This is a genomic window from Neorhizobium petrolearium (assembly GCF_029854435.1).
Lineage (GTDB): Bacteria > Pseudomonadota > Alphaproteobacteria > Rhizobiales > Rhizobiaceae > Neorhizobium > Neorhizobium petrolearium.
This window is the reverse complement of record NZ_CP123000.1, coordinates 3,536,649-3,557,489: the sequence shown is the minus strand read 5'-3', so window position 1 is coordinate 3,557,489 and position 20,841 is coordinate 3,536,649. Positions and strand designations below refer to the sequence as shown.

Below are 20,841 nucleotides of genomic sequence, written 5' to 3'. Positions count from 1 at the left end.
GCCCGGCGGGCTTTGATCCGCCGGGTTTTGCCGTGAAAAAGGAATAGCAGTTTGAGACGCAATGTCCTGCCCGGATTGCCGCTCTCGCTGGGCGTGACCCTCACCTATGTCGGCCTGATCGTGGTCCTGCCGCTTGTCGCGCTTGCGTTCAAGGCGGCAAGTCTTGGGCCGGAGGACTACTGGCGGATCGTTTCGTCGTCGCGGGCGCTCGCCAGCTATCGGGTCACGGTGCTTTCGGCGCTCGCCGCCACCGCGTTCAATCTGGTGTTCGGCCTGGCGCTCGCCTGGGTGCTGACGCGCTACCGCTTTCCGGGGTGGCGGATCGTCGACGCCATGGTGGATCTCCCTTTCGCGCTGCCGACGGCGGTTGCCGGCATTGCGCTGACCGCGCTGTTTTCCACCAATGGCTGGTTCGGTTCCGTGCTTGCCGGGTTCGGCATCAAGGTCGCCTATACGCCGCTCGGCATCATGATCGCCATGTGCTTCACGTCGCTGCCCTTCATCGTCCGCACCGTGCAGCCGGTGCTGGAGGACCTCGACCCGGCGCTGGAGGAAGCGGCTCAATCGCTCGGCGGCTCCGACTGGGAAATCTTCCGCAAGGTCATCCTGCCGCTTTTGACGCCTGCGCTTCTGGCGGGCGTGTCCCTCTCGTTTGCCCGTTCGCTCGGCGAGTTCGGGGCGATCATCTTCATCGCCGGCAACCAGCCGATGTCGACGGAGATCACCGCGCTCCTGATCTTCATCCGGCTGGAGGAATACGACTACCAGGCGGCAGCCGCGATCGCCTCCGTCCTGCTTCTGACCGCCTTCTTCATGCTCGCCGTCACCAACTGGATGCAGGCGCGGGCGCTGCGCTATACGGTGAGGAACTGACCATGAGTGTCATCGCTACCCGTCGCAAACCGCCGCGCATCGGAGACGGACCGGTTTTCCGCCGCAGCCTGATCGGCGTCGTGCTCGTCCTCGTCGCCATTCTCATCCTCGCGCCGCTCGTCATCATCGGCGTCGAGGCCTTTTCGAAAGGCTGGCAGGTCTATCGCGACACGATCGCCCATCCCGACACGCGGCATGCGATCATGCTCACGGTGCTGACCGCGCTCGTCGCCGTGCCGGTCAACACCGCCTTCGGCATCGCGGCGGCCTGGGCGATCACCAAGTTCGATTTTTGGGGCAGGCGCTTCCTGCTCGTGGTGATCGAAATCCCGTTCTCGATCTCGCCGATCGTCGCCGGTGTCGCCTATCTGTTCGTCTACGGGCTGCAGGGCATTTTCGGCCCGGTGCTGGATGCCTACGGGATCAAGATCCTGTTCGCGATCCCCGGCATCATCCTGGCGTCGATGTTCGTCACGGCGCCCTTCGTCGCCCGCGAACTCATCCCGCTCATGCAGGCGCAGGGCCGCGACCTGGAGGAGGCCGCCACCTCGCTCGGGGCGTCGGGCTGGCGCACCTTCTTCGCGGTGACGCTGCCGAACGTCAAATGGGCGCTGCTTTACGGCGTCGTGCTCTGCAATGCCCGCGTCATGGGCGAGTTCGGCGCGGTCTCGGTCGTTTCGGGCAATATCCGCGGCCAGACCAACACGCTGCCGCTCCATATCGAACTGCTCTATCACGATTACCAGGCGGCGGGCGCCTTCGCTTCCGCCTCCATTCTGGCGCTCATCGCCGTCTTCACCATCATCGCCAAGGTGGCGCTGGAACGCCAGGGGGCCGGCCGCGTCCGCCCAAGGGCGCCGGAAGCCGCCAATGCCGCGGAGAAAGCCTCATGAAAATCCGCCTCGACCACGTGGTCAAAACCTTCGAGACTTTTCGCGCCGTCAGGGATGTCTCTCTGGAGATCGAAAGCGGCGAGCTCGTCGCGCTGCTCGGGCCGTCCGGTTCCGGCAAGACGACCATCCTGCGCATGGTCGCGGGCCTCGAATATGCCGATGGCGGCCACATCTATTTCGGCGAGCAGGACGCGACGGACATTCCCGTGCGTGACCGCGGCGTCGGCTTCGTCTTCCAGCACTATGCGCTCTTCCCGCATATGACGGTTGCGCAAAACATCGCATTCGGCATGAAGGTCTCGAAGGTGAAGCGCGGACAGGCGGCGATCGATGCCCGTGTCGGCGAGCTTTTGCGTCTCGTGCGCCTCGAAGGCCTCGGCGACCGGTTTCCGGCGCAGATTTCCGGCGGCCAGCGACAGCGCGTGGCGCTCGCCCGCGCGCTTGCGGTCGATCCGAAGGTGCTGCTGCTCGACGAACCGTTCGGCGCGCTCGATGCCAATGTCCGCCGCGACCTGCGCCGCTGGTTGCGCGAAATCCATTCCGAGCTTGGGATCACCACGCTTTTCGTCACCCATGACCAGGAAGAGGCGCTCGACCTTGCCGACCGGGTCGTCATCCTGAAGGATGGGCATATCGTCCAGCAGGGCACGCCGGAGGAAGTCTGCCGCGATCCGAAATCGGCATTCGTCATGAAGTTCCTGGGTGATGCGAACGTGATCTCTGCCGAGGTGCGCGACGGCAAGGCCTATGCCAGCGGCGCGGCGATCGAGGTTTCCGGCCTGGCGGACGGCAAGGCGGAACTCTACGCCCGTCCGGCCGATCTCGACTGGTCACTGCAGGGGCCGGGCATTCCGGCCAGCATCAGCCGCGTGCTGGACCGCCCTGGTGGCCGGCGGGTGCTGGCGACCACCGAGGCCGGCGAGCATCTGGAATTCGACGTCGAGCCGGAGCGCCTCGTGAAGGCGGGCGATGGGGGCTTCGTGACCCTCAGGCGGGCGAAGGTGTTCGCGATCGGTTGAGCTTTGGGCTGAGGGGGGTGTCGCGGGCAATGAAGCAAAAAGGGACAGCGATACGAACCGCTGTCCCTTGGATTTCAAACAACCAACTTAAGTCTCAGCTCATCTGGGAAACGAGGCGGGTTTCCAGATAGGCTTCGACGGCTTCCGAACCACCCTCGGTGCCGTAGCCGGAGTCCTTGATGCCGCCGAAGGGTACTTCCGGCAGGGCAAGGCCGTTGTGGTTGATGGTCAGCATGCCGGCCTCCATCTGGCGGCCGAGCGCGTGGGCCGTCTTCACCGAGCTGGTGAAGGCATAGGATGCAAGGCCGAAGGGCAGGCGGTTCGCCTCTTCGATCGCGTCGTCGAAATGCGAGAAACGGTTGACGATGGCAAGCGGGCCGAACGGCTCGTCGTTCATCACCTTGGCGGAGGTCGGCACGTCGGCGAGCACGGTCGGCTCGAAGAAATAACCCTTGTTGCCGATGCGCTTGCCGCCGGTCTTGAGTTCTGCACCCTTCGATACGGCGTCATGGATCATGTCTTCCATGGCCGGGATGCGGCGGTCGTTGGCAAGCGGGCCCATGGTGACGCCTTCTTCAAGGCCGTTGCCGACCTTGATCGACCGGGCATACTTGATGAGGCCCTCGGTGAACCTGTCGGCGATGCCGTCCTGCACCAGGAAGCGGGTCGGCGCGACGCAGACCTGGCCGGCATTGCGGAACTTTGCCGCCGCCGTCACCTCGATCGCCTTTTCGAGATCGGCGTCGTCGAAGATGATCGCCGGCGCATGGCCGCCGAGTTCCATCGTGGCGCGCTTCATGTGCTTGCCGGCGAGTGCAGCGAGATGCTTGCCGACCGGCGTCGAGCCCGTGAACGAGATCTTGCGGATCACCGGATGCGGGATCAGGTATTCGGAAATCTCGGCCGGAATGCCGTAGACGAGGTTGACGACGCCCGCCGGAACGCCGGCATCGACGAAGGCGCGAATGAGTTCGGCAGGCGAGGCCGGGGTTTCTTCCGGCGCCTTGACGATGATCGAGCAGCCTGTGGCGAGCGCTGCGGAGAGCTTGCGGACGATCTGGTTGATCGGAAAATTCCAGGGCGTGAAGGCGGCGACCGGGCCGACCGGCATCTTGATCGCCATCTGAGCCACGCCGCTGAAGCGGGCCGGGATGATCTGGCCATAGGTGCGGCGGGCTTCCTCGGCGAACCAGTCGATCGTGTCGGCGCCGCCCATCACTTCCATCTTCGCCTGGGCGAGCGGCTTGCCCTGTTCGCGGGTCATCATGAAGGCGATCTCATCAACGCGCGAGCGCATGATGTCGGCGGCCTTGCGCATCAGCTTGGAACGCTCGAAGGCGGCGGTGTCACGCCAGATCTTGAAGCCCTTATCGGCCGCTTCCAGCGCAAGATCGAGGTCCGCCTTGCGTGCATGGGCGATCTTGCCGATCACCTCTTCGGTCGCGGGATCGATGACCGGAATGGTCTCGCCGCCGATGGCATCGCGCCATTCGCCGTTGATGAAGAGCTTGACGTCGGGATAGGTCTGCATGGGGTCCACTTTCGTTCCAAAAAAAGGGCGGGCGTTCTAAAAAGGGCGGGGCGATCAGGGAAAATCGCCGGCAGAGATACGGAGAATTCGCCAGCCTGACCTAAGATAATTGACGGCCACAATCAACGGCGACCTTCAATAAAGTCATACTAAAGATAGGGTGGTGTGCAGGCGCTCACCACCTCGCAGCGTTCGGTGCCGACGTTGCGGTAGCGGTGCGGCAGGCGGCTGTCGAAGAGATAGGCGTCTCCCTTCTTGAGGATGCGTGTCTGGCTGCCGACGGTCAGTTCAAGCTCGCCGGCCACCACCACGCCGCCTTCCTCTGCATCATGCTGGAGCATGGTCTCGCCGCTGTCGGCGCCGGGTTCGTAGAACTCATGGAAAATCTGCACGCTGTGGGATTTCGCGTCGCCCACCTGCAGAAGCGTCAACGTGCCGGTGGAAAGCGGAACCAATTCATCGGCGCGATAAAAGATCTGGTCGACCGGCGGCAGGGTCAGCGCGAAGAAATCGGTCAGCGGATAGGAGATCGATTCAAGAATCTTCTTCAGCGAGGCGACCGAAGGGCTCACCTTGTTCTTCTCGATCAGCGAGACGAGCGAATGGGTGACGCCCGCCTTCATCGCCAATGCCCGCTGGGAAAGCCCATGCTGATGGCGCACCAGGCGCAACCGTTCACCGACGTTGAAACCGCCATCGGCGTCTTCCGCCGTCTTCTCCATGGCGTGCATTCTTTCGAGCGACCTTTATCTCATTCGTGCACTGTCCCTGATGGGACCTGACCTCACTGATACACCGAAGGCGGAAATTTCTCCAATGACGAAAAACGGCGTGGGGTGTGAGGGGATTTAAGTTTTTTCGGCTGGATGTCGGATCGCCGAAGGCCCCGGCGTCTTTAGGGTATGGTCGTGACTGACGACCTCGTCACGAGGACTAAAAGGGAGAAATGCAATGGCAAAGAACACGATCTGCGTATGGTACGACAAGGATGCCGAGGAGGCTGCCCGCTTCTATGCCGGGATTTTTCCGCATAGCGCCGTCGGCGCGATAATCCTCGCGCCCGGCGATTACCCGGACGGCAAGCAGGGAGACGTGCTCGTCGTGGAATTCACCGTCGCGGGCGTTGCTTGCATCGGGCTGAACGGCGGTCCGGTCTTCAAGCACAACGAAGCCTTTTCCTTCCAGATTTCGACCGAAGACCAGGAGGAGACCGACCGATACTGGAACGCCATTGTCGGCAATGGCGGTCAGGAGAGCGAATGCGGCTGGTGCAAGGATAAATGGGGCATCTCCTGGCAGATCACGCCCCGCGTTCTCATGGAGGCGCTTGTGGCCGGCGGCGGCGAGGCGAAACGTGCCTTCGATGCGATGATGACCATGAAGAAGATCGATGTCGCGGCAATCGAGGCCGCGCGGCGGGGGTAGGTAAACGCCCCCACAAGCTTCGGATCGTTGCCGGCTGGCGAGGTCAGCCGGCGCTTGCCGTTTTCGAGACAGGTGCGGGAAGGAGGGTATCGGGCATGATTACCGTATATGGCGAAGGGAGAGGGTTCCGGGTCGTCTGGCTGCTGGAGGAAATGGGCCTGCCGTACCGGCTGAGGCCGGTGGACCTGATCGCCGGCGTCGAGCATGACGCGGAATTTCTGGCGATCAATCCCGCCGGGTTCATCCCGGCACTTCAGGACGGCGACGTCATCATGGTCGAGTCGATTGCGATCATGGAATATCTGATGGCCCGCTACGGGCCGACGCCGCTTGCGCCGCAACCATCCGATCCCGCCTTCCCGTCGTACCAGCAGTTCCTTCACCTGGGCGAAGCGGGGCTGGCGGCTTCCATGTACTTCGTCTCCGGTGCCCGCAATCTCGCGCCGGAGGCCGAGCGGCAGAACTGGAGTGCCGGCCAGGCGCTATCCGTGTTCGAGAGCCGGCTGGGACTGGTGACGCGACAGCTTGCGCATTCGCCCTATCTTGCCGGCGAAACATTCACGGCGGCGGACATTTCGGTGACCTATGCACTGGAATTTGCCCGCAGGACTGTCGGCTTTGCCTTTGGCGAGGCTGAACGCGCTTATGTTGCACGAACCACCGGCCGCGAGGCCTACAGGCAGGCGATGGATGTCTGTGCGGACACGAAGGCGTGGGACAAAAAAGTGTCGAGGCTTTGAAACTCAAGGAGAAATTCGATGGAAAAGAGAGTGAGTGACCGCCGCACGGCGGTCGAACGGAGGTCCGAACGCGAACTCGTCGTGACGCGCACCTTCAACGGTCCGGTTCGCCTCGTGTTCGATGCGTGGACCACGCCCGAATTGTTCAAGCTGTGGTGGGCACCGAAATCCAGCGGCGTACCGCTTCTTTCCTGCGAGATGGATGTCCGCACCGGCGGCGGCTATAGCGTCACGTTCGGACAGGATGCCGAAAACTCCATGACGTTCTTCGGCAAATATCTCGAAGTGTCGCCGCCTTCACGCCTCGTCTGGACCAATGACGAAAGCGAAGAGGGCTCCGTCACCACGGTCACCTTCGAGGAAGAGGATGGCAAGACGCTGCTGGTCCTTCACGAACTCTATCCTTCCAAGGAGGCGCGCGACGAATCCTGCGCCGGCATGGAAGGCGCGATGCCTGAACAGTTCGGTCAGCTGGATGAACTTCTCGTCACCCTGGGCGCGGACGTGTGAACCAGCGACTGTCGCTTCGCCGAGGCGCAGAAACATGGAAGGCCCGGCACGCTGGGAGCTGCCGGTCCTTCAGACTGCTGACAAACATCTCGGCGTGCAGGACGTCATCCTCGGGCTTGTCCCGAGGATCTGCCGTCGCTTGCCAAGCTATTGTTTATATTTATGTAATTTCGGGAATATAGACGTGGTCAGATGCTCGGGACAAGCCCGAGCATGACGAAAGAGGAATTGCCGCCTTTGTCCGCAGTCTGAGTCCGGCGCGCTGGGAGCTGCCGGTCTGCCGAAGCGGCGAACGCGTCTACTCAGAAAAACGCTTGGATGCCGGTCTGGGCGCGGCCGAGGATCAGCGCATGGACGTCATGCGTGCCTTCGTAGGTGTTGACCGTTTCCAGGTTCTGCGCATGGCGCATGACATGGAATTCGATCTGGATGCCGTTGCCGCCGTGCATGTCGCGGGCCTGGCGGGCGATGTCCAGCGCCTTGCCGCAATTGTTGCGCTTGACGATGGAGATCATCTCCGGCGCCATCCTGTGCTCGTCCATCAGCCGGCCGACGCGCAGCGACGCCTGGAGGCCGAGCGCAATCTCCGTCTGCATGTCGGCAAGTTTCTTCTGGTAGAGCTGCATGCCGGCAAGCGGCTTGCCGAACTGCTTGCGGTCAAGGCCGTACTGGCGGGCGCGGAACCAGCAGTCTTCCGCCGCCCCCATCACACCCCAGGAAATGCCGTAGCGGGCGCGGTTGAGGCAGCCGAAGGGTCCCTTGAGGCCCGAGACGCCGGGCAGCATGGCGTCTTCCGAAACCTCGACGCCGTCCAGCACGATCTCGCCGGTGATCGAGGCGCGCAGCGACAGCTTGCCACCGATCTTCGGCGCGGAAAGACCCTTCATGCCCTTTTCCAGCACGAAGCCGCGGATTTCGTTGTTATGGGCTTCGGACTTCGCCCAGACGACGAAGACGTCGGCGATCGGCGCGTTGGAAATCCACATCTTCGAGCCGCGCAGGCGGTAACCGCCCTCGATCTTCTCGGCGCGGGTCTTCATGCCGCCCGGATCGGAGCCGGCGTCCGGCTCGGTCAGGCCGAAACAGCCGATCAACTCGCCGGAGACGAGGCCGGGCAGGTACTTCTTCTTCTGATCGTCGGAGCCGTAGGCATAGATCGGGTAGATGACCAGCGAGGACTGAACGCTCATCATCGAGCGATAGCCGGAATCGATCCGTTCGATCTCGCGGGCAACGAGGCCATAGGCGACATAGGAAGCATTGGCGGCGCCGTATTCCTCCGGCAGTGTGACGCCGAGCAGGCCCGTCTGACCCATCAGGCGGAAGAGTTCGGGTTCGGTCGTCTCTTCGAGATAGGCTTCCTGGACGCGCGGCAGGAGTTCGGACTTGGCGAAGGCGGCGGCCGCGTCGCGGATCATCCGTTCCTCGTCGGTCAACTGGTCTTCAAGCAGAAAGGGATCATTCCAGGAAAAAGCCAAGGGTCTCACTCCAATTTCAAGTTTGAAAGAATTATCGCCGCGCGGCCGCGAAGAGCAAGCACCGTTTACTCATCCGGCCATGATCTATAGTAATAACGCCATGGTCAGCCTCTCGCGAAAACTGCTTCCCTCCACCTCCGCGCTTGCGGCTTTCGATTCCGTCGCGAGGCTCGGCAGCTTCTCGGCCGCGGCAGAAGAGCTGTCGCTGACGCAAGGGGCGATCAGCCGGCAGGTTTCCGGGCTGGAGGAGCAGCTTGGCGTGCTGCTGTTCGACCGCACGAGCAGAGGCGTCATGTTGACGCCCGCCGGCGAGGAATACGCCAAGGCGGTCGCCGGCGCGCTGACACAGATCCGCTCGGCTTCGCTGCAGGTCATGACAAAACGGCATAGTGACCAGTTGAACCTCGCCATCCTGCCGACTTTCGGGACCCGCTGGCTGATGCCGCGCATCCCGCAATTCGTCGCCCGGCACCCGGAGATCACCATCAATTTCGCGACCCGCATCGGCGTCTTCGATTTCGACCGCGACGGCATCGACATGGCGATCCATATCGGGCCCATGGGTGAAAAAGGGCCGGACTGGCCGGGGGCGGAATGCACATTCCTTATGGAGGAGATGGTGGCGCCTGTCTGCTCTCCCGCCTTCCTCAAGGCGCACCCCATCATCAGGGGGGAGGACCTTTTGCGCCTGCCGCTCTTGCACATGGCGTCGCGGCCGGGCGCCTGGAGCCACTGGTTCGAGAGCCTCGGGGTTACCGGCACGCCGTCGCAGGGCATGCGGTTCGAGCAGTTCGGCAACGTCGCGCAGGCCTGTATCGCGGGGCTCGGCGTGGCGCTGATGCCGCTCTTCCTGATCGATTCGGAACTCGCGAGCGGCCAATTGGTCGAGGCCTTTCCGCATCAGGTCAGGAGCCCCAGCGCCTATTATGCCGTCGCGCCGCTCAGCAAGACGGGGTTTCGCCCGGTGGTGGCCTTTCGGGCCTGGTTGCTGGAAGAGGTCGGGCGGTATCGGGAGAACGAAGAGGTGGTGGGGTGGTAGGAGGTTTTGGCATCTTAATCTCTCCCCTTGTGGGAGAGAAAGCGATTTCAACATCTTAGCTTCAGCTAAGTGTTAGAAATCGCAAGTGAGGGGGTATTTCGCAGCCAATCCCCTCACCAACAAAATCTACGACTTAGCTGAAGCTAAGATCGTGATTTTGTAACCTCTCCCGCAAGGGGAGAGGTAAACCTGCCGCACCGTTTCAGCTAAAGCTCCGGCCTTCTATCCAACCATTCCGTCACCTTCTCATAGGCCAGCGCCACCTCCAGCACGGCCCTGTCGGCGCGGGGGCGGCCGATGATCTGGATGCCGTTTGGCAGGCCGTTTGAGCTGAAGCCGGCCGGCATGGCGGCGACGGGCAGGCCGGCCATCGAGGCCGGGATCACCACCTCCATCCAGCGGTGATAGGTGTCCATTTTCCGGCCGGCGATTTCCTTGGGCCAATGAATGTCCGCATCGAAGGGGAAGACCTGGGCGGAGGGCAGGATCAGGTAGTCGTATCGCTCGAAGAGCGTCAGCAGATACTGATACCAGGCGCTGCGGCGTTTCGAGGCGAAATGCACCTCGCGCCCCGTCATGTCGAGGCCGCGCTCAATTTCCCAGACGATCTCCGGTTTCATCAAGGCCCACTTGGCGGGGTCGTCGTAGTTGTCGCGCATGCCATTGGCTGCGAGCCAGCTTCTGAGCGTCGTCCATGAGCGCCAGACGTCGGCCATGTCGAAATCCGGCACCACGTCTTCGACCTTGCAGCCGATGCGCTCGAAGACCGGCAGCGTCGCGCGGCAGAGTTCCAGCACGCCGGGCTCGAAGGGCAGGTAGCTGCCGAGGTCGCCGAGCCAGGCGATGCGGGCGCCGGAGAAATCGCGGTCTTCCCGGGGAACCAGATCCTCGACGGCGAGCGAATGCGGGTCGCGCGGATCGTAGCCCGCCTGCGTGGCGAGAAGGGCTGCGGCATCGCGCACCGTGCGGCCCATCGGCCCGAGCACCGAAAGCTGGCCCATGAAGAGTTCGAGCTTGAGCGATGAGGGGATGCGGCCATAGCTCGGGCGGAAGCCGACGACGTTGTTGAAGGCGGCGGGGTTGCGCAGCGATCCCATCATGTCGCTGCCGTCAGCCACCGGCAGAAGATGGGCGGCGAGAGCCGCCGCCGCGCCGCCGCTCGATCCGCCGGCGGTTTTCGTCAGGTCGTAGGGGTTCTTCGTCGTGCCGTGGACCGGGTTGTAGCTCTGTGAGCCGAGCCCCTGTTCCGGCGTATTGGTCTTGCCGATGATGATTGCGCCGGCGGCCCGGATGCGCTCGACCATCACCTCGTCCTTGTCCGGCACGAAATCGGCGAAGAGCGGGGAACCGTAGGTGCAGCGGATGCCCTTCACCTCGCAAAGGTCCTTGATGGCGATCGGAAGCCCGTGCATCCAGCCGCGCGATTTGCCGGCAGCAAGCTCGGTGTCACAGACCTCGGCCTCGGCAAGCAAGGCATCGGCATCGCGCAGGCTGACGATGGCATTGACCTTCGGATTGAGCCTTGCGATGCGCGCCAGATAGGCCTTCATGACCTCTACACAGGATACTTGCCCGTCGTGGATCGCTTTGGACAGGTCAGTGGCGGAAAGTCCGGTGATGTCTTCGACCTGCATTTGCCCTCTCCCGATCGTCGAACCCGGATTTCCACTGGTGGGGAGGGCGAAGTCAAGGCAAGATATGGGGATATCGATCGCCTGGCGGCCAGAAGCGACTCGACAAAGCAACTTGATCAAAGTATCTTGCTTAAACGTTTAAGCAAGGCGTTTTATGGCAATCAACCGGACCGGACCGAATATGAATGCGATCGCAGCCGCCCTCGGGGTGTCGGCGGCGACCGTGTCCAATGCGCTTTCGGGCAAGGGCAGGGTATCACCGGAACTGGTGGAAAAGGTGCGGGCCAAGGCGGCCGAGCTCGGCTATGTGCCAAGTCTTGCGGCCCGGGCATTACGCACCGGCCGCACCGGGGTTCTCGGCCTTGTGCTGCCGGATATCGCCAATCCGCTTTTCCCGCAGATCGCCCAGGCGATCGAGAATGCCGCCTCGAATGCCGGCTACGGCGTGCTGATCGCCGACTCCCGCGGCGACATCGCGATGCAGACGGAGGCGATCGCCCGGCTTCTGGAGCGCGGCGTCGACGGCATGGTGATCGTGCCCCGGCGCGGCACGCGTATCGCCGATGTCGGCTGTCCGGTCGCCGTCATCGATACGCCGTCCACGCCCGGCAATACCGTTGCCGCCGACCATTGGGGCGGCGGCGTGCAGATGGGGCGGCATCTTGCCGCGCTCGGCCATCGCAAGGTCCTGCTGATCGGCACGAACACGTCCTCCAATGTGCAGAACGACCGGATCGGCGGGTTGAAGGCCGGGTTCGGTGCCGGCATCGAATGCGAGACGCTGTGGATCGAGAAGGTCGAAGCGGTCGCGGGAGAAGGCTGTCCGCTCGGGCTTGCGGAAAAGGCCGCAACCGGCTTCACTGCCTTTGCGGCCGTCTCGGACCTTTCGGCGCTCCGGGCGCTGACCGAGCTACAGCGCGCCGGGATCGGAGTGCCGGAAATGGTGAGCGTCACCGGTTTCGACGACCTTATCTGGTCCCCCGTCGTCACGCCCGCGCTCACCACCATACGCATGGACATGGCCACGATCGCCGATCTTGCCGTTGCCGCCTTGATCCGGGTCATCTCGCAGGACGGCGAGGCCGAACCCGCAGCGTCCGGTAACGTTGCGTCGGAAACGGACCGGGTGCCGATGCAGCTCATCGTGCGCCAGTCTACTGGCGCACCGAATTCGCATGCCCTTCAACCATCCAACAAGCCGACAGCAGGAGAACTCAAATCATGAAAAAGGTCATTCTCGCATCGGGCACCGCCCTGATGCTCACGATGGGCGCCGCACCAACTCAGGCCCTGGCCCAGGAAAAGACATTGACGATTTCCGTCTATGCCTTCGCGCAGGATGAATTCAAGCAGCTCGTCTACGATCCCTTCGAGAAGATCTGCGGCTGCAAGCTCGTCGTCGAGACCGGCAACAGCGTCGAACGTCTCGCCAAGCTGGAGGCCAACAAGGCCAATCCGATGGTCGACATGGCCGTCGTCTCGATGGCCGATGCGCTGGCCGCTTCCCGCGCCGGCCTGACCGACAAGGTCGATACGGCGAAGCTCTCCAACTTCAACAAGCTCTACGACGTTGCGAAAGACCCGAACGGCGACGGCATGAGCGTCGGCTATACCTTCTACGCGACCTCGATCGCCTATCGTTCCGACAAGATGAAGATCGAGTCCTGGGCCGATCTCCTGAAGCCGGAATATGCAAGCCATATCGCCTGGCCGAACGTCACCACCAACCAGGGGCCGCCGGCGCTCTACATGCTGGGTCTTGCGCTCGGCAAAGACACGCCGGACCTTGCGGCTCCGATCGAAGCCGTCGGGGAGAAGAAGGGCGAGATCGTCACCTTCTATGAAAAATCCTCGCAACTCGTGCAGCTCATGCAGCAGGAGGAAATCTGGGCAGCACCCATCGGTCGCTTCTCCTGGGCTCCCTTCACCAAGCTCGACATGCCGATTGCTTGGGCCAATCCCAAGGAAGGCCAGACGGGCGGCATGAACGTCATGGTCGTCACCAAGGGTTCGAAGAACCGCGATCTCGCGCTGCAGTTCATGGATTTCTGGCTCTCGACCGATACCCAGACGAAGCTTGCCGAAAAGCTGATCGACAGTCCGGCCAACAAGGAGGTCAAGCTGTCCGACGCGATCGCAAACAACCTCACCTATGGCGAGGAGACGGCGAAAAGCCTGAAGCTCATCCCGTCCGCCGTGGCGCTCGACAACCGCGCCGGCTGGGTGAAAAGCTGGAACGAGAAGGTCGGGCAGTAAGGGTTGGCGCATCGCGCTCCGTCGTCATCCTCGGGATTGTCCCGAGGATCTGCAGCGCTTTCGGCACACTCTTCGTCACGTATTTTTCGGCTTGGATCCTCGGGACAAGCCCGAGGATGACGCCGCAAAATCTGGCGAGGACGTGTCCGAAGCAAAGCGGGCGACGACGTAAATAAACAGGTTCCCTTCGAGGGCGGATCGTTCAGGAGACCACCACCAATGTTCCACAACAGGGCTGAAGCGCTGGCGCTTGCACTGCCCGCGGCATTCTTCGCCGCGGCGGTCTTCCTCATGCCGGTGGCGATCCTGCTCTCCGACGGCTTTCGCAATCCGGTCGGCGGCTGGACCATATCCGCCTATACGGATTTCTTCGCCGACCCGCTGAACCGGACCGTCTTCCTGCGCACGCTGAGGCTCGGGGCGATCGTGACCGTCGTCTCGGCCGTGCTCGGCTATGCGGCCGCGTTTGCGATCGTCAACCTGGAGCCCGGCACCAAGGGCAAGATGACCGGTCTCGTCGTGCTGCCGCTGATGATCTCGCCGGTTGCCCGCACCTATGCCTGGATCGTCATTCTCGGCCGCACCGGCATCGTCAACCAGGCGCTGCAACTGGTCGGCCTGACGGATGCGCCGCTGCGCATCCTGTTTTCCGAGACGGCGGTTTTCATAGGCCTCTTGCAGCTCTTCCTGCCGCTGATGATCATCTCGCTCATTTCCGCGCTTGAGAACATGCCGAAGGATGCCGTTCCGGCTGCCCGCGTGCTTGGCGCCAACTGGTTCCAGGTCTTCTGGAAGGTCATCCTGCCGCTCACCAAGGAAGGCCTCGTCATCGGCGGCACGCTGGTCTTCACCGGCTCGCTGACGGCCTATATCACGCCGGCCATCCTCGGCGGCTCCAAGGTGCTGATGCTGGAGACGCTGCTCTACCAGCAGGTCTCGGTCTCCAACAATTTCGTCTCGGCGAGCGTCATCGCCTTCATTCTGATCGTCATGAGCTTTGCCGCGAACATCCTTCTCAAACGCGTCGCCACGGCCAGGAACAAGCAGAGGAGCCCGCAGTGAGCGCTCGCAGCCTCTTCATTCCCATTACGCTTTTCCTGGTGCTGGGCTTCCTGATCGGGCCGTTCCTGATCATCGTCGCCGCCTCCTTTTCCGGCGGAGAGACGCTGGCCTTCCCGCCGCAGGGCTTTTCGCTGCGCTGGATCCTGAAGGTCTTCACGGTGGAGAGCTTCCGGGCGAGCTTCGCGATGTCGATGTTTCTGGCGATCGGCGGAACGGCGGCAGCACTCCTGCTTGGCATTCCTGCGTCCTACGCGCTCTCCCGCTACAAGCTGCCGGGGGCGGAAATCGTCCGCACGGTCGTCTCGGCGCCGATCATCGTGCCCGGCATCATCGTCGGCCTGGCGCTGCTCCGCTACATCGTCGTGCCGTTCCAGGTCGGCATCACGCCGGCATTGTTCCTTGCCCATACGGCGCTGGTGCTGCCCTATGCGGTGCGGGTGGTCTCGGCAAGCCTGGACAACCTGCGCTCGGATATCGAGGAGGCGGCGGTGCTGCTCGGCTCCTCCCGGCTCGGCGCCTTCTTCCGGGTGGTGATGCCGAACATCCGCGGCGGCATTCTTTCCGCCTTCATCCTCGGCTTCGTCACCAGCTTCAACCAGGTGCCGGTGTCGCTGTTCCTCTCCGGGCCGGGCGTGCGCACGCTGCCGATCGACATGATCGCCTATATGGAGATCGTCTTCGATCCGTCGGTTGCCGCACTCTCCTCGCTGCTCGCCTTCCTTTCCATCGGCATCGTCTTTGCTGCCGAACGCTTCCTCGGATTTTCCCGCTATGTCTGACGCGCCTTACCTCTCGCTCGAAAAGCTGACGCTCGCCTATGGCGACACCGTCGCCGTTGCGAACCTCGACCTTCCCATCCGCAAGGGCGAGCTCGTCGCGCTGCTCGGCCCTTCCGGCTGTGGCAAGACGACGACCATGCGTGCCATCGCCGGCCTGCTGCCGGTCAAGTCCGGCCATGTGCGGCTCGACGGCGCGGATATCACCCGCGTGCCGGCCAACAAGCGCGCCGTCGGCCTTGTCTTCCAGTCCTATGCGCTTTTCCCGCACCTCTCGGTCTACGAGAACGTCGCCTTCGGCCTGAAGCTCAAGGGCATGCGCGGAACCGAACTCGACGCCAAAGTCCGGTCGGGCCTCACCTCGGTCGGCCTGTCGAGCTTCGCCAACCGCAAGCCGGCCGAGCTTTCCGGCGGCCAGCAGCAGCGCGTGGCGCTTGCCCGCTCGATGGTCATGGAGCCGAAGGTGCTTCTGCTCGACGAACCGCTTTCCAACCTCGACGCCCGCCTGCGGCTTGAAATGCGCACCGAGCTGCAGCGCGTCCAGAAGGAAACCGGCGTGACGATGATCTTCGTGACCCACGATCAGGCGGAAGCGCTTGCGCTTGCCGACCGCATTGTGGTCATGAAGAACGGTAAGATCGAACAGATCGGCTCGCCCGAGGATATCTACAACCGCCCGACCTCCTCTTTCGTGGCGGATTTCGTCGGTTTCGAAAACATCTTCCCGATCGAACAGGGGAAGATGAAGACCAGCAGTGGTCTGATAGACCTATCGGGTCCGGCCCCTTCAGCGGCGGGTCTGGCCTGGCGGCCGCGTATGGTGACCCTGGGCTCAGGTCCTTTCCGGGGCACCGTGCGCGGCGCATCCTTTGCCGGTGACAGCCGCGAATACCTGCTCGATACGCCTTTCGGCCCGATCAAGGCAGAGGTGGAGGCGAGCCAGCCGGCGCATGCGCTGGGCAGCGATCTCTCCTTCGACCTGCCGGCCGAAAAGGCCGCCCCGCTTTCCCGGTTTACCTGAGGCGTCCGGACCATGGGCATCTGGATCGATACCGATATGGGCTTCGACGACATCGCCGCGATCATGATCGCGGCGCATGCGGGGCTTGCGATCGACGGCGTCTCGCTCGCCTTCGGCAATGCGCCGCTCGAAGCCGTCCGCCGCAATGCGGCGGGTGCTGCGTCTGCCTTCGTCTGGCCGTTTCCGATCCATGTAGGGCGTGATACGCCAGTGCTTGGCCAGTTGGAGACGGCAACGGGCATTCTCGGCGAGACCGGCATTCCGACGGCCGGCCTCAGTCTGCCGGAGGCTGCCGATACGTTTCAGAATGACGCTTTCGGAGCGCTCTGTTGCTGGCTCGAAAAGGGTGAAGGCGAGCGGCGCATCCTGGCGCTCGGGCCGCTCACCAACATTGCGGCCATCGCGCTGGCGCGGCCCGATCTTGCGGCGAAGATCACCGATCTCACCTGGATGGGCGGCGGAGTGACGACCGGCAATCACACGGCATCCGCCGAATTCAATGCCTTTGCCGATCCGGAAGCGCTGGCGATCGTGCTTGCCCACGACATCCCGTTCCGGATGGTCGATCTCGATCTCTGCCGCAAGGTGCTGTGCGGGCCGGAGGACATTGCGCCCATCCGGGCGGCAGGCGGCCGCAATGCCGGGCTGGTTGCCGATCTCCTGGCAGGCTTCGTTAAGATTGCCACCAGCCGCGGGCGGCCGGCGATGGCGCTCTACGATGCCGTCGCGGCGGTCGCCTTCGCCTATCCGGACCATGTGACCTGGCGCGAGGCACGTATCGACGTGGAGCTCGCGGGCGGGCTGACACGCGGGCGCACGGTTGTCGAGACGCGTGCCGGGCGGGCGGCATTCAATGCGGCCTACGGTGTCGAGATCGACGCCGAAAGGGCAAGAACTCTCATTCTCGAAACATTGCAGGCAGAGGCGAGCTGGTGAAGAACATTATCGCAACGGTGCAGGAGTTCACTGAACCGGCCTTTCGCGACCGCGCCGTTACGGCTGCGCGGGGCGACGCTCCGTTCGACATCCTGATTGCGGGCGGCACATTGGTGGACATGGGGACCGGGGAATTGCGGCCGGCGGATATCGGCATCGTCGGTCCGATGATCGCCAGCGTCCACGAGGCCGGCAGCCGCTCTGACGCCGCCCGGATCATCGATGCGAAAGGCGCGTTCATCTCGCCCGGCCTCATCGACACGCACATGCATATCGAAAGCTCGATGGTGACTCCGGCCATCTATGCGGCAACCGTGCTCCCGCACGGGGTCACGACCGTCGTCTGGGATCCCCACGAATTCGGCAACGTCCATGGTGTCGACGGGGTGCGCTGGGCCGTCGAGGCGGTCAAGCCATTGCCGCTGCGTGCGGTCGTCCTGGCCCCTTCTTGCGTGCCGTCGGCACCGGGCCTGGAGGTGGCGGGCGCCGATTTCGACGTTTCGGCCGTCGAGGAAATGCTGTTCTGGCCGAAGATCGGCGGGCTTGCCGAGGTCATGAACATGCGCGGCGTCATCGACCGCGAGCCGCGCATGAGCGCGATCGTGCAGGCGGCACTGGTCTCCGAAAAACTCGTCTGCGGTCATGCGCGGGGCCTCGCAGGTCCCGATCTCGCCGCCTTCATGGCGGCCGGAGTGACCTCCGATCACGAACTCGTCTCCGGAGCCGACCTTCTTTCCAAGCTGCGCGCGGGGCTGACGATCGAGTTGCGGGGATCGCATGATCACCTGTTGCCTGAGTTTGTGGAAGCGTTGAAGACGCTCGGCCACCTGCCGCAGACCGTGACACTCTGCACCGACGACGTCTTCCCGGACGATCTCGTCAGCGGCGGCGGACTGGACGATGTGGTCCGCCGGCTGGTGCACTATGGGATGAAGCCGGAATGGGCGCTGCAGGCTGCGACGCTCAACGCTTCCGTCCGGATCGGTCGCGCCGATCTTGGCCTGATCGCCGCCGGCCGCCGCGCGGACATCGTGGTTTTCGAAGACCTCGATGATTTCCGCGCGCGGCATGTGCTGGCCAGCGGCACGCCGGTTGCCCACGACGGCGCGATGGCGATCGAGGCGGCCGCCATCGATTCCTCGCCGCTTCGGGATTCCGTCAAGCTCAAGCCGCTGACGGCGGAGGACTTCAAGCTTTCCGCAACGGCGAAGAAGGTCAGGCTCGCAACGATCGATCGCCCGCGCTTCACGAACTGGGGGGAGACGGTTGCGGATGTCACCGACGGTTACGTGGTACCCCCGGAGGGAACGACCCTGATCGCGGTCACCCACCGCCACGGCCGCGCCGACAGCCGCACCCGTCTCGGGTTTCTCACCGGCTGGGGCCGGTGGAAAGGGGCATTCGCCACCACGCTTGCCCATGACAGCCACAACCTCACCGTCTTCGGCTCCGATCCGGCCGATATGGCCGCGGCGGCGAATGCCGTCATCGGGGCCGGCGGCGGCATGGCGGTGGCGATCGACGGCAAGGTCGTGGCTCTCCTTCCATTGCCGCTTTCCGGCCTGGTGTCCGAAGCGCCGATGGAGGAGGTGGCGGAAGGTTTCCGGAATATCCGATCCGCCATGGACCGCGTCGTCGACTGGCAGCCGCCCTATCTCGTGTTCAAGGCCTGTTTCGGCGTGACGCTCGCGTGCAATCCCGGCCCGCATCAGACCGATCGCGGCATTGCCGATGTGACCAGCGGCAGGTTATTGGAATCACCGATCCTCGAAATTCTCGAATAGGAAAGACGATGCAGCCGCATGATTTCTGGCAGGACGTGCATCCGCCGGGCTCATTCGACAGGGCAGGGCCGTTTTCCGGCTTCTTCCCGGCGACGCTCGACGACGGCAGCCAGATCAAGCTGCCGATCCGGCCACTCGCGGGCGGCGAGCATGCGCTCGCCTCTCTCATCATCAACCAGGCGAGCTTCGACGTGCAGGACGCTCTTGCCGCCGATCTCGCGCCGAAGCTTGCCATCTATCGGCCGGAAGTGATCGTCGGCCTGCCGACGCTCGGCCTCACGCTTGCCGCGGCCGTCGCCCGCTCACTGGGCTTCACGCGCTACGTGCCGCTCGGGACCTCGCGGAAATTCTGGTACGACGAGACCCTGTCGGTGCCGCTTTCCTCCATCACCACGCCGGAACAGAAGAAGCGGCTCTATGTCGATCCACGCATGCTGCCGCTCATCCAGGGCAAGCGTGTGGCGCTGGTTGACGACGTCATCTCCAGCGGCGCGTCGATCGTGTCGGGGCTTGAGTTGATGGCCTCGCTCGGTATCGAACCGGTGGTGATCGGCGCAGCCATGCTGCAATCGGAACGCTGGCACGAGAGGCTCGCTTCCTTCGGGCGGCAATGGCAGGAGCGCACCGTCGGCGTTTTCAGGACGCCGATGCTGAAAAAGGCGGGCGAGGGGAACTGGACCGCCTGAGGCGATTTGTGCCTTGCGAAACAGCGTCGGGCGAATAGGATCGCGGATCACTCACCTCGGGGATTTTCACAGGAAATCGGGAACAGCTTCATGGAACTGGTGTTCGACGGCCATAACGACGTGCTTCTGCGGCTCTGGCGGAACATGAAGGCGGGCGGCGACCCGATCGCCGAATTCATGCACGGCACGCCGAACGGCCATATCGACGGACCACGCGCCAAGGCCGGCGGGCTCGCCGGCGGACTCTGTGCTATCTATATCCCGTCGGGCGACCTCATCCTGAAGGAGCCCGATGCAGATGGCCGTTACGAAACGCCGCTTGCTGCACCCCTCGACCATCTGCCGTCCGTGACCATCGCGCTTGAAAAGGCGGCCATCGCCCTTCGCCTCGACCGGGCCGGCGCCTGGCGGCTTTGCCGCTCCACGGCCGATATTCGCAAGGCGATGGAAGACGGCATTTTCGCCGCCGTCATGCATATGGAAGGCTGCGAAGCGATCGATCCGGACCTCGGCAATCTCGATGTTTTTTACGCCGCCGGCCTGCGCTCGCTCGGCCCTGTCTGGAGCCGCCACAACATCTTCGGCCACGGCGTGCCGTTTGCCTTTCCCATGTCGCCGGATACCGGTCCCGGTCTTACCGATCTCGGCTTCGAACTCGTCAGGGCCTGCAACCGGCTCGGTATCCTGATCGATCTTTCGCACATCACCGAGAAGGGCTTCTGGGATGTCGCCAAGACCTCGGACCAGCCGCTGATCGCCAGCCATTCGAATGCCCATGCGCTTACTCCGGTCGCCCGCAACCTGACCGACAGGCAGCTAGACGCGGTCAAGGAGAGCGGCGGCCTCGTCGGCCTCAACTATGCCGTGACCATGCTGCGCGACGACGGCCGCGACAACGTTTCGACGCCGCTTTCAGACATGATCCGTCATGTCGACCACATGGTCGGCCGCATGGGGATCGATCACGTGGCGCTCGGTTCGGATTTCGACGGCGCCTCGATTCCCGAAGAGATTCATGATGCTGGAGGAAATCAGAATCTGGTTGCGGCGCTCAGAGGAGCGGGCTACGCTGGCGAAGAATTAAAAAAGCTTTGCCGGGAAAACTGGCTCAGAGTTTTGGGGAAGGCCTGGCACGAATAGGGCGGTTTTCCCCAAAGGTCCAAAGAACCAAAAGGGGA

General features: G+C 63.4%; 20 protein-coding genes. 16 read left to right on the top strand and 4 right to left on the bottom strand.

The genetic code is table 11. The features are described 5' to 3' along the window. The first annotated feature begins 51 nt into the window (after nucleotides 1-51). Genes cysT through QEO92_RS17550 form a run of 3 tightly spaced genes read left to right on the top strand, consistent with a single transcriptional unit; the run spans nucleotide 52 to nucleotide 2,785 of the window. Nucleotides 52-873, top strand: coding sequence for a sulfate ABC transporter permease subunit CysT (gene cysT, locus QEO92_RS17560; RefSeq protein WP_227703874.1), 822 nt, complete (start codon nucleotides 52-54; stop codon nucleotides 871-873). A gap of 2 nt (nucleotides 874-875) precedes the next feature. Then, nucleotides 876-1,766: a sulfate ABC transporter permease subunit CysW gene (cysW, locus tag QEO92_RS17555; protein ID WP_037154674.1), complete on the top strand. Its 891-nt coding sequence runs from the start codon at nucleotides 876-878 to the stop codon at nucleotides 1,764-1,766. Further along, the gene (locus QEO92_RS17550) at nucleotides 1,763-2,785 is read left to right on the top strand and encodes a sulfate/molybdate ABC transporter ATP-binding protein (RefSeq protein ID WP_037154672.1); all 1,023 of its coding nucleotides are present in this window, start codon (nucleotides 1,763-1,765) and stop codon (nucleotides 2,783-2,785) included. The genes cysW and QEO92_RS17550 overlap by 4 nt, the downstream gene beginning before the upstream one ends. A 94-nt stretch (nucleotides 2,786-2,879) precedes the next feature. Here QEO92_RS17550 and QEO92_RS17545 read toward each other — a convergent pair whose 3' ends face one another. Then, nucleotides 2,880-4,316 carry an NAD-dependent succinate-semialdehyde dehydrogenase gene (locus tag QEO92_RS17545; protein WP_227703873.1) on the bottom strand — a complete coding sequence of 479 codons (1,437 nt, stop codon included), beginning with the start codon at nucleotides 4,314-4,316 and terminating at the stop codon, nucleotides 2,880-2,882. Nucleotides 4,317-4,465: 149 nt separating this feature from the next. Beyond that, nucleotides 4,466-5,047 carry a cupin domain-containing protein gene (locus QEO92_RS17540; RefSeq protein WP_052183011.1) on the bottom strand — a complete coding sequence of 194 codons (582 nt, stop codon included), beginning with the start codon at nucleotides 5,045-5,047 and terminating at the stop codon, nucleotides 4,466-4,468. Between the two features lie 220 nt (nucleotides 5,048-5,267). Here QEO92_RS17540 and QEO92_RS17535 point away from each other — a divergent pair, with 220 nt between their 5' ends. The 3 genes from QEO92_RS17535 (at nucleotide 5,268) to QEO92_RS17525 (ending at nucleotide 6,991) form a co-directional block, all read left to right on the top strand. Further along, entirely contained in the window at nucleotides 5,268-5,741 is a 474-nt protein-coding gene (locus QEO92_RS17535; RefSeq protein ID WP_227703872.1) for a VOC family protein, read from the top strand. 95 nt (nucleotides 5,742-5,836) lie between these two features. Next, the gene (locus QEO92_RS17530) at nucleotides 5,837-6,481 is read left to right on the top strand and encodes a glutathione S-transferase family protein (RefSeq protein ID WP_227703871.1); all 645 of its coding nucleotides are present in this window, start codon (nucleotides 5,837-5,839) and stop codon (nucleotides 6,479-6,481) included. A gap of 18 nt (nucleotides 6,482-6,499) precedes the next feature. Continuing rightward, entirely contained in the window at nucleotides 6,500-6,991 is a 492-nt protein-coding gene (locus tag QEO92_RS17525) for an SRPBCC family protein (protein ID WP_227703870.1), read from the top strand. A 302-nt stretch (nucleotides 6,992-7,293) separates the two neighbouring features. Here QEO92_RS17525 and QEO92_RS17520 read toward each other — a convergent pair whose 3' ends face one another. Then, nucleotides 7,294-8,409, bottom strand: coding sequence for an acyl-CoA dehydrogenase (locus tag QEO92_RS17520; protein ID WP_425272381.1), 1,116 nt, complete (start codon nucleotides 8,407-8,409; stop codon nucleotides 7,294-7,296). A 160-nt stretch (nucleotides 8,410-8,569) separates the two neighbouring features. On the opposite strand from QEO92_RS17520, the gene QEO92_RS17515 reads away from it, so the two are divergent. Beyond that, nucleotides 8,570-9,508 (top strand): LysR family transcriptional regulator, encoded by a 939-nt coding sequence (locus QEO92_RS17515; protein WP_227705202.1) that lies wholly within the window; start codon nucleotides 8,570-8,572, stop codon nucleotides 9,506-9,508. Nucleotides 9,509-9,714: 206 nt separating this feature from the next. On the opposite strand, the gene QEO92_RS17510 is transcribed toward QEO92_RS17515, so the two are convergent. Then, on the bottom strand, nucleotides 9,715-11,142 hold the full coding sequence (locus tag QEO92_RS17510; protein WP_227703868.1) for an amidase: 1,428 nt from the start codon (nucleotides 11,140-11,142) through the stop codon (nucleotides 9,715-9,717). Between the two features lie 154 nt (nucleotides 11,143-11,296). On the opposite strand from QEO92_RS17510, the gene QEO92_RS17505 reads away from it, so the two are divergent. The 9 genes from QEO92_RS17505 (at nucleotide 11,297) to QEO92_RS17465 (ending at nucleotide 20,803) form a co-directional block, all read left to right on the top strand. Continuing rightward, a complete protein-coding gene (locus QEO92_RS17505; protein ID WP_227703867.1) occupies nucleotides 11,297-12,367 on the top strand; it encodes a LacI family DNA-binding transcriptional regulator in 1,071 nt (356 codons plus the stop codon). A gap of 32 nt (nucleotides 12,368-12,399) precedes the next feature. Then, nucleotides 12,400-13,398 carry an ABC transporter substrate-binding protein gene (locus QEO92_RS17500; RefSeq protein WP_407722116.1) on the top strand — a complete coding sequence of 333 codons (999 nt, stop codon included), beginning with the start codon at nucleotides 12,400-12,402 and terminating at the stop codon, nucleotides 13,396-13,398. Between the two features lie 219 nt (nucleotides 13,399-13,617). Beyond that, nucleotides 13,618-14,460, top strand: coding sequence for an ABC transporter permease (locus QEO92_RS17495; RefSeq protein WP_037154652.1), 843 nt, complete (start codon nucleotides 13,618-13,620; stop codon nucleotides 14,458-14,460). Further along, nucleotides 14,457-15,239, top strand: coding sequence for an ABC transporter permease (locus QEO92_RS17490; protein WP_227703865.1), 783 nt, complete (start codon nucleotides 14,457-14,459; stop codon nucleotides 15,237-15,239). Before QEO92_RS17495 ends, QEO92_RS17490 begins: the two co-directional genes overlap by 4 nt. Continuing rightward, nucleotides 15,232-16,257: an ABC transporter ATP-binding protein gene (locus tag QEO92_RS17485; protein ID WP_227703864.1), complete on the top strand. Its 1,026-nt coding sequence runs from the start codon at nucleotides 15,232-15,234 to the stop codon at nucleotides 16,255-16,257. The genes QEO92_RS17490 and QEO92_RS17485 overlap by 8 nt, the downstream gene beginning before the upstream one ends. A gap of 12 nt (nucleotides 16,258-16,269) precedes the next feature. Continuing rightward, on the top strand, nucleotides 16,270-17,193 hold the full coding sequence (locus tag QEO92_RS17480; protein WP_227703863.1) for a nucleoside hydrolase: 924 nt from the start codon (nucleotides 16,270-16,272) through the stop codon (nucleotides 17,191-17,193). Continuing rightward, entirely contained in the window at nucleotides 17,190-18,977 is a 1,788-nt protein-coding gene (locus tag QEO92_RS17475) for an adenine deaminase (RefSeq protein WP_227703862.1), read from the top strand. The genes QEO92_RS17480 and QEO92_RS17475 overlap by 4 nt, the downstream gene beginning before the upstream one ends. Before the next feature lie 8 nt (nucleotides 18,978-18,985). Beyond that, on the top strand, nucleotides 18,986-19,663 hold the full coding sequence (locus QEO92_RS17470) for a phosphoribosyltransferase (RefSeq protein WP_227703861.1): 678 nt from the start codon (nucleotides 18,986-18,988) through the stop codon (nucleotides 19,661-19,663). 90 nt (nucleotides 19,664-19,753) lie between these two features. Continuing rightward, a complete protein-coding gene (locus QEO92_RS17465; protein ID WP_037154647.1) occupies nucleotides 19,754-20,803 on the top strand; it encodes a dipeptidase in 1,050 nt (349 codons plus the stop codon). The last annotated feature ends 38 nt before the right edge of the window (nucleotides 20,804-20,841 follow it).

What these genes read in the sequence shown, in the direction of transcription:
- QEO92_RS17535 (WP_227703872.1), top strand. Translation starts at nt 5,268, where the DNA reads ATGGCAAAGAACACGATCTGCGTATGGTACGACAAGGATGCCGAGGAG.
- QEO92_RS17515 (WP_227705202.1), top strand. Translation starts at nt 8,570, where the DNA reads ATGGTCAGCCTCTCGCGAAAACTGCTTCCCTCCACCTCCGCGCTTGCG.
- QEO92_RS17470 (WP_227703861.1), top strand. Translation starts at nt 18,986, where the DNA reads ATGCAGCCGCATGATTTCTGGCAGGACGTGCATCCGCCGGGCTCATTC.
- QEO92_RS17545 (WP_227703873.1), bottom strand. Translation starts at nt 4,316, where the DNA reads ATGCAGACCTATCCCGACGTCAAGCTCTTCATCAACGGCGAATGGCGC.
- QEO92_RS17530 (WP_227703871.1), top strand. Translation starts at nt 5,837, where the DNA reads ATGATTACCGTATATGGCGAAGGGAGAGGGTTCCGGGTCGTCTGGCTG.
- QEO92_RS17500 (WP_407722116.1), top strand. Translation starts at nt 12,400, where the DNA reads ATGCTCACGATGGGCGCCGCACCAACTCAGGCCCTGGCCCAGGAAAAG.
- QEO92_RS17550 (WP_037154672.1), top strand. Translation starts at nt 1,763, where the DNA reads ATGAAAATCCGCCTCGACCACGTGGTCAAAACCTTCGAGACTTTTCGC.
- QEO92_RS17480 (WP_227703863.1), top strand. Translation starts at nt 16,270, where the DNA reads ATGGGCATCTGGATCGATACCGATATGGGCTTCGACGACATCGCCGCG.
- QEO92_RS17510 (WP_227703868.1), bottom strand. Translation starts at nt 11,142, where the DNA reads ATGCAGGTCGAAGACATCACCGGACTTTCCGCCACTGACCTGTCCAAA.
- QEO92_RS17505 (WP_227703867.1), top strand. Translation starts at nt 11,297, where the DNA reads ATGGCAATCAACCGGACCGGACCGAATATGAATGCGATCGCAGCCGCC.
- cysW (WP_037154674.1), top strand. Translation starts at nt 876, where the DNA reads ATGAGTGTCATCGCTACCCGTCGCAAACCGCCGCGCATCGGAGACGGA.
- QEO92_RS17465 (WP_037154647.1), top strand. Translation starts at nt 19,754, where the DNA reads ATGGAACTGGTGTTCGACGGCCATAACGACGTGCTTCTGCGGCTCTGG.
- QEO92_RS17495 (WP_037154652.1), top strand. Translation starts at nt 13,618, where the DNA reads ATGTTCCACAACAGGGCTGAAGCGCTGGCGCTTGCACTGCCCGCGGCA.
- QEO92_RS17540 (WP_052183011.1), bottom strand. Translation starts at nt 5,047, where the DNA reads ATGCACGCCATGGAGAAGACGGCGGAAGACGCCGATGGCGGTTTCAAC.
- QEO92_RS17485 (WP_227703864.1), top strand. Translation starts at nt 15,232, where the DNA reads ATGTCTGACGCGCCTTACCTCTCGCTCGAAAAGCTGACGCTCGCCTAT.
- QEO92_RS17520 (WP_425272381.1), bottom strand. Translation starts at nt 8,409, where the DNA reads ATGATCCGCGACGCGGCCGCCGCCTTCGCCAAGTCCGAACTCCTGCCG.
- QEO92_RS17525 (WP_227703870.1), top strand. Translation starts at nt 6,500, where the DNA reads ATGGAAAAGAGAGTGAGTGACCGCCGCACGGCGGTCGAACGGAGGTCC.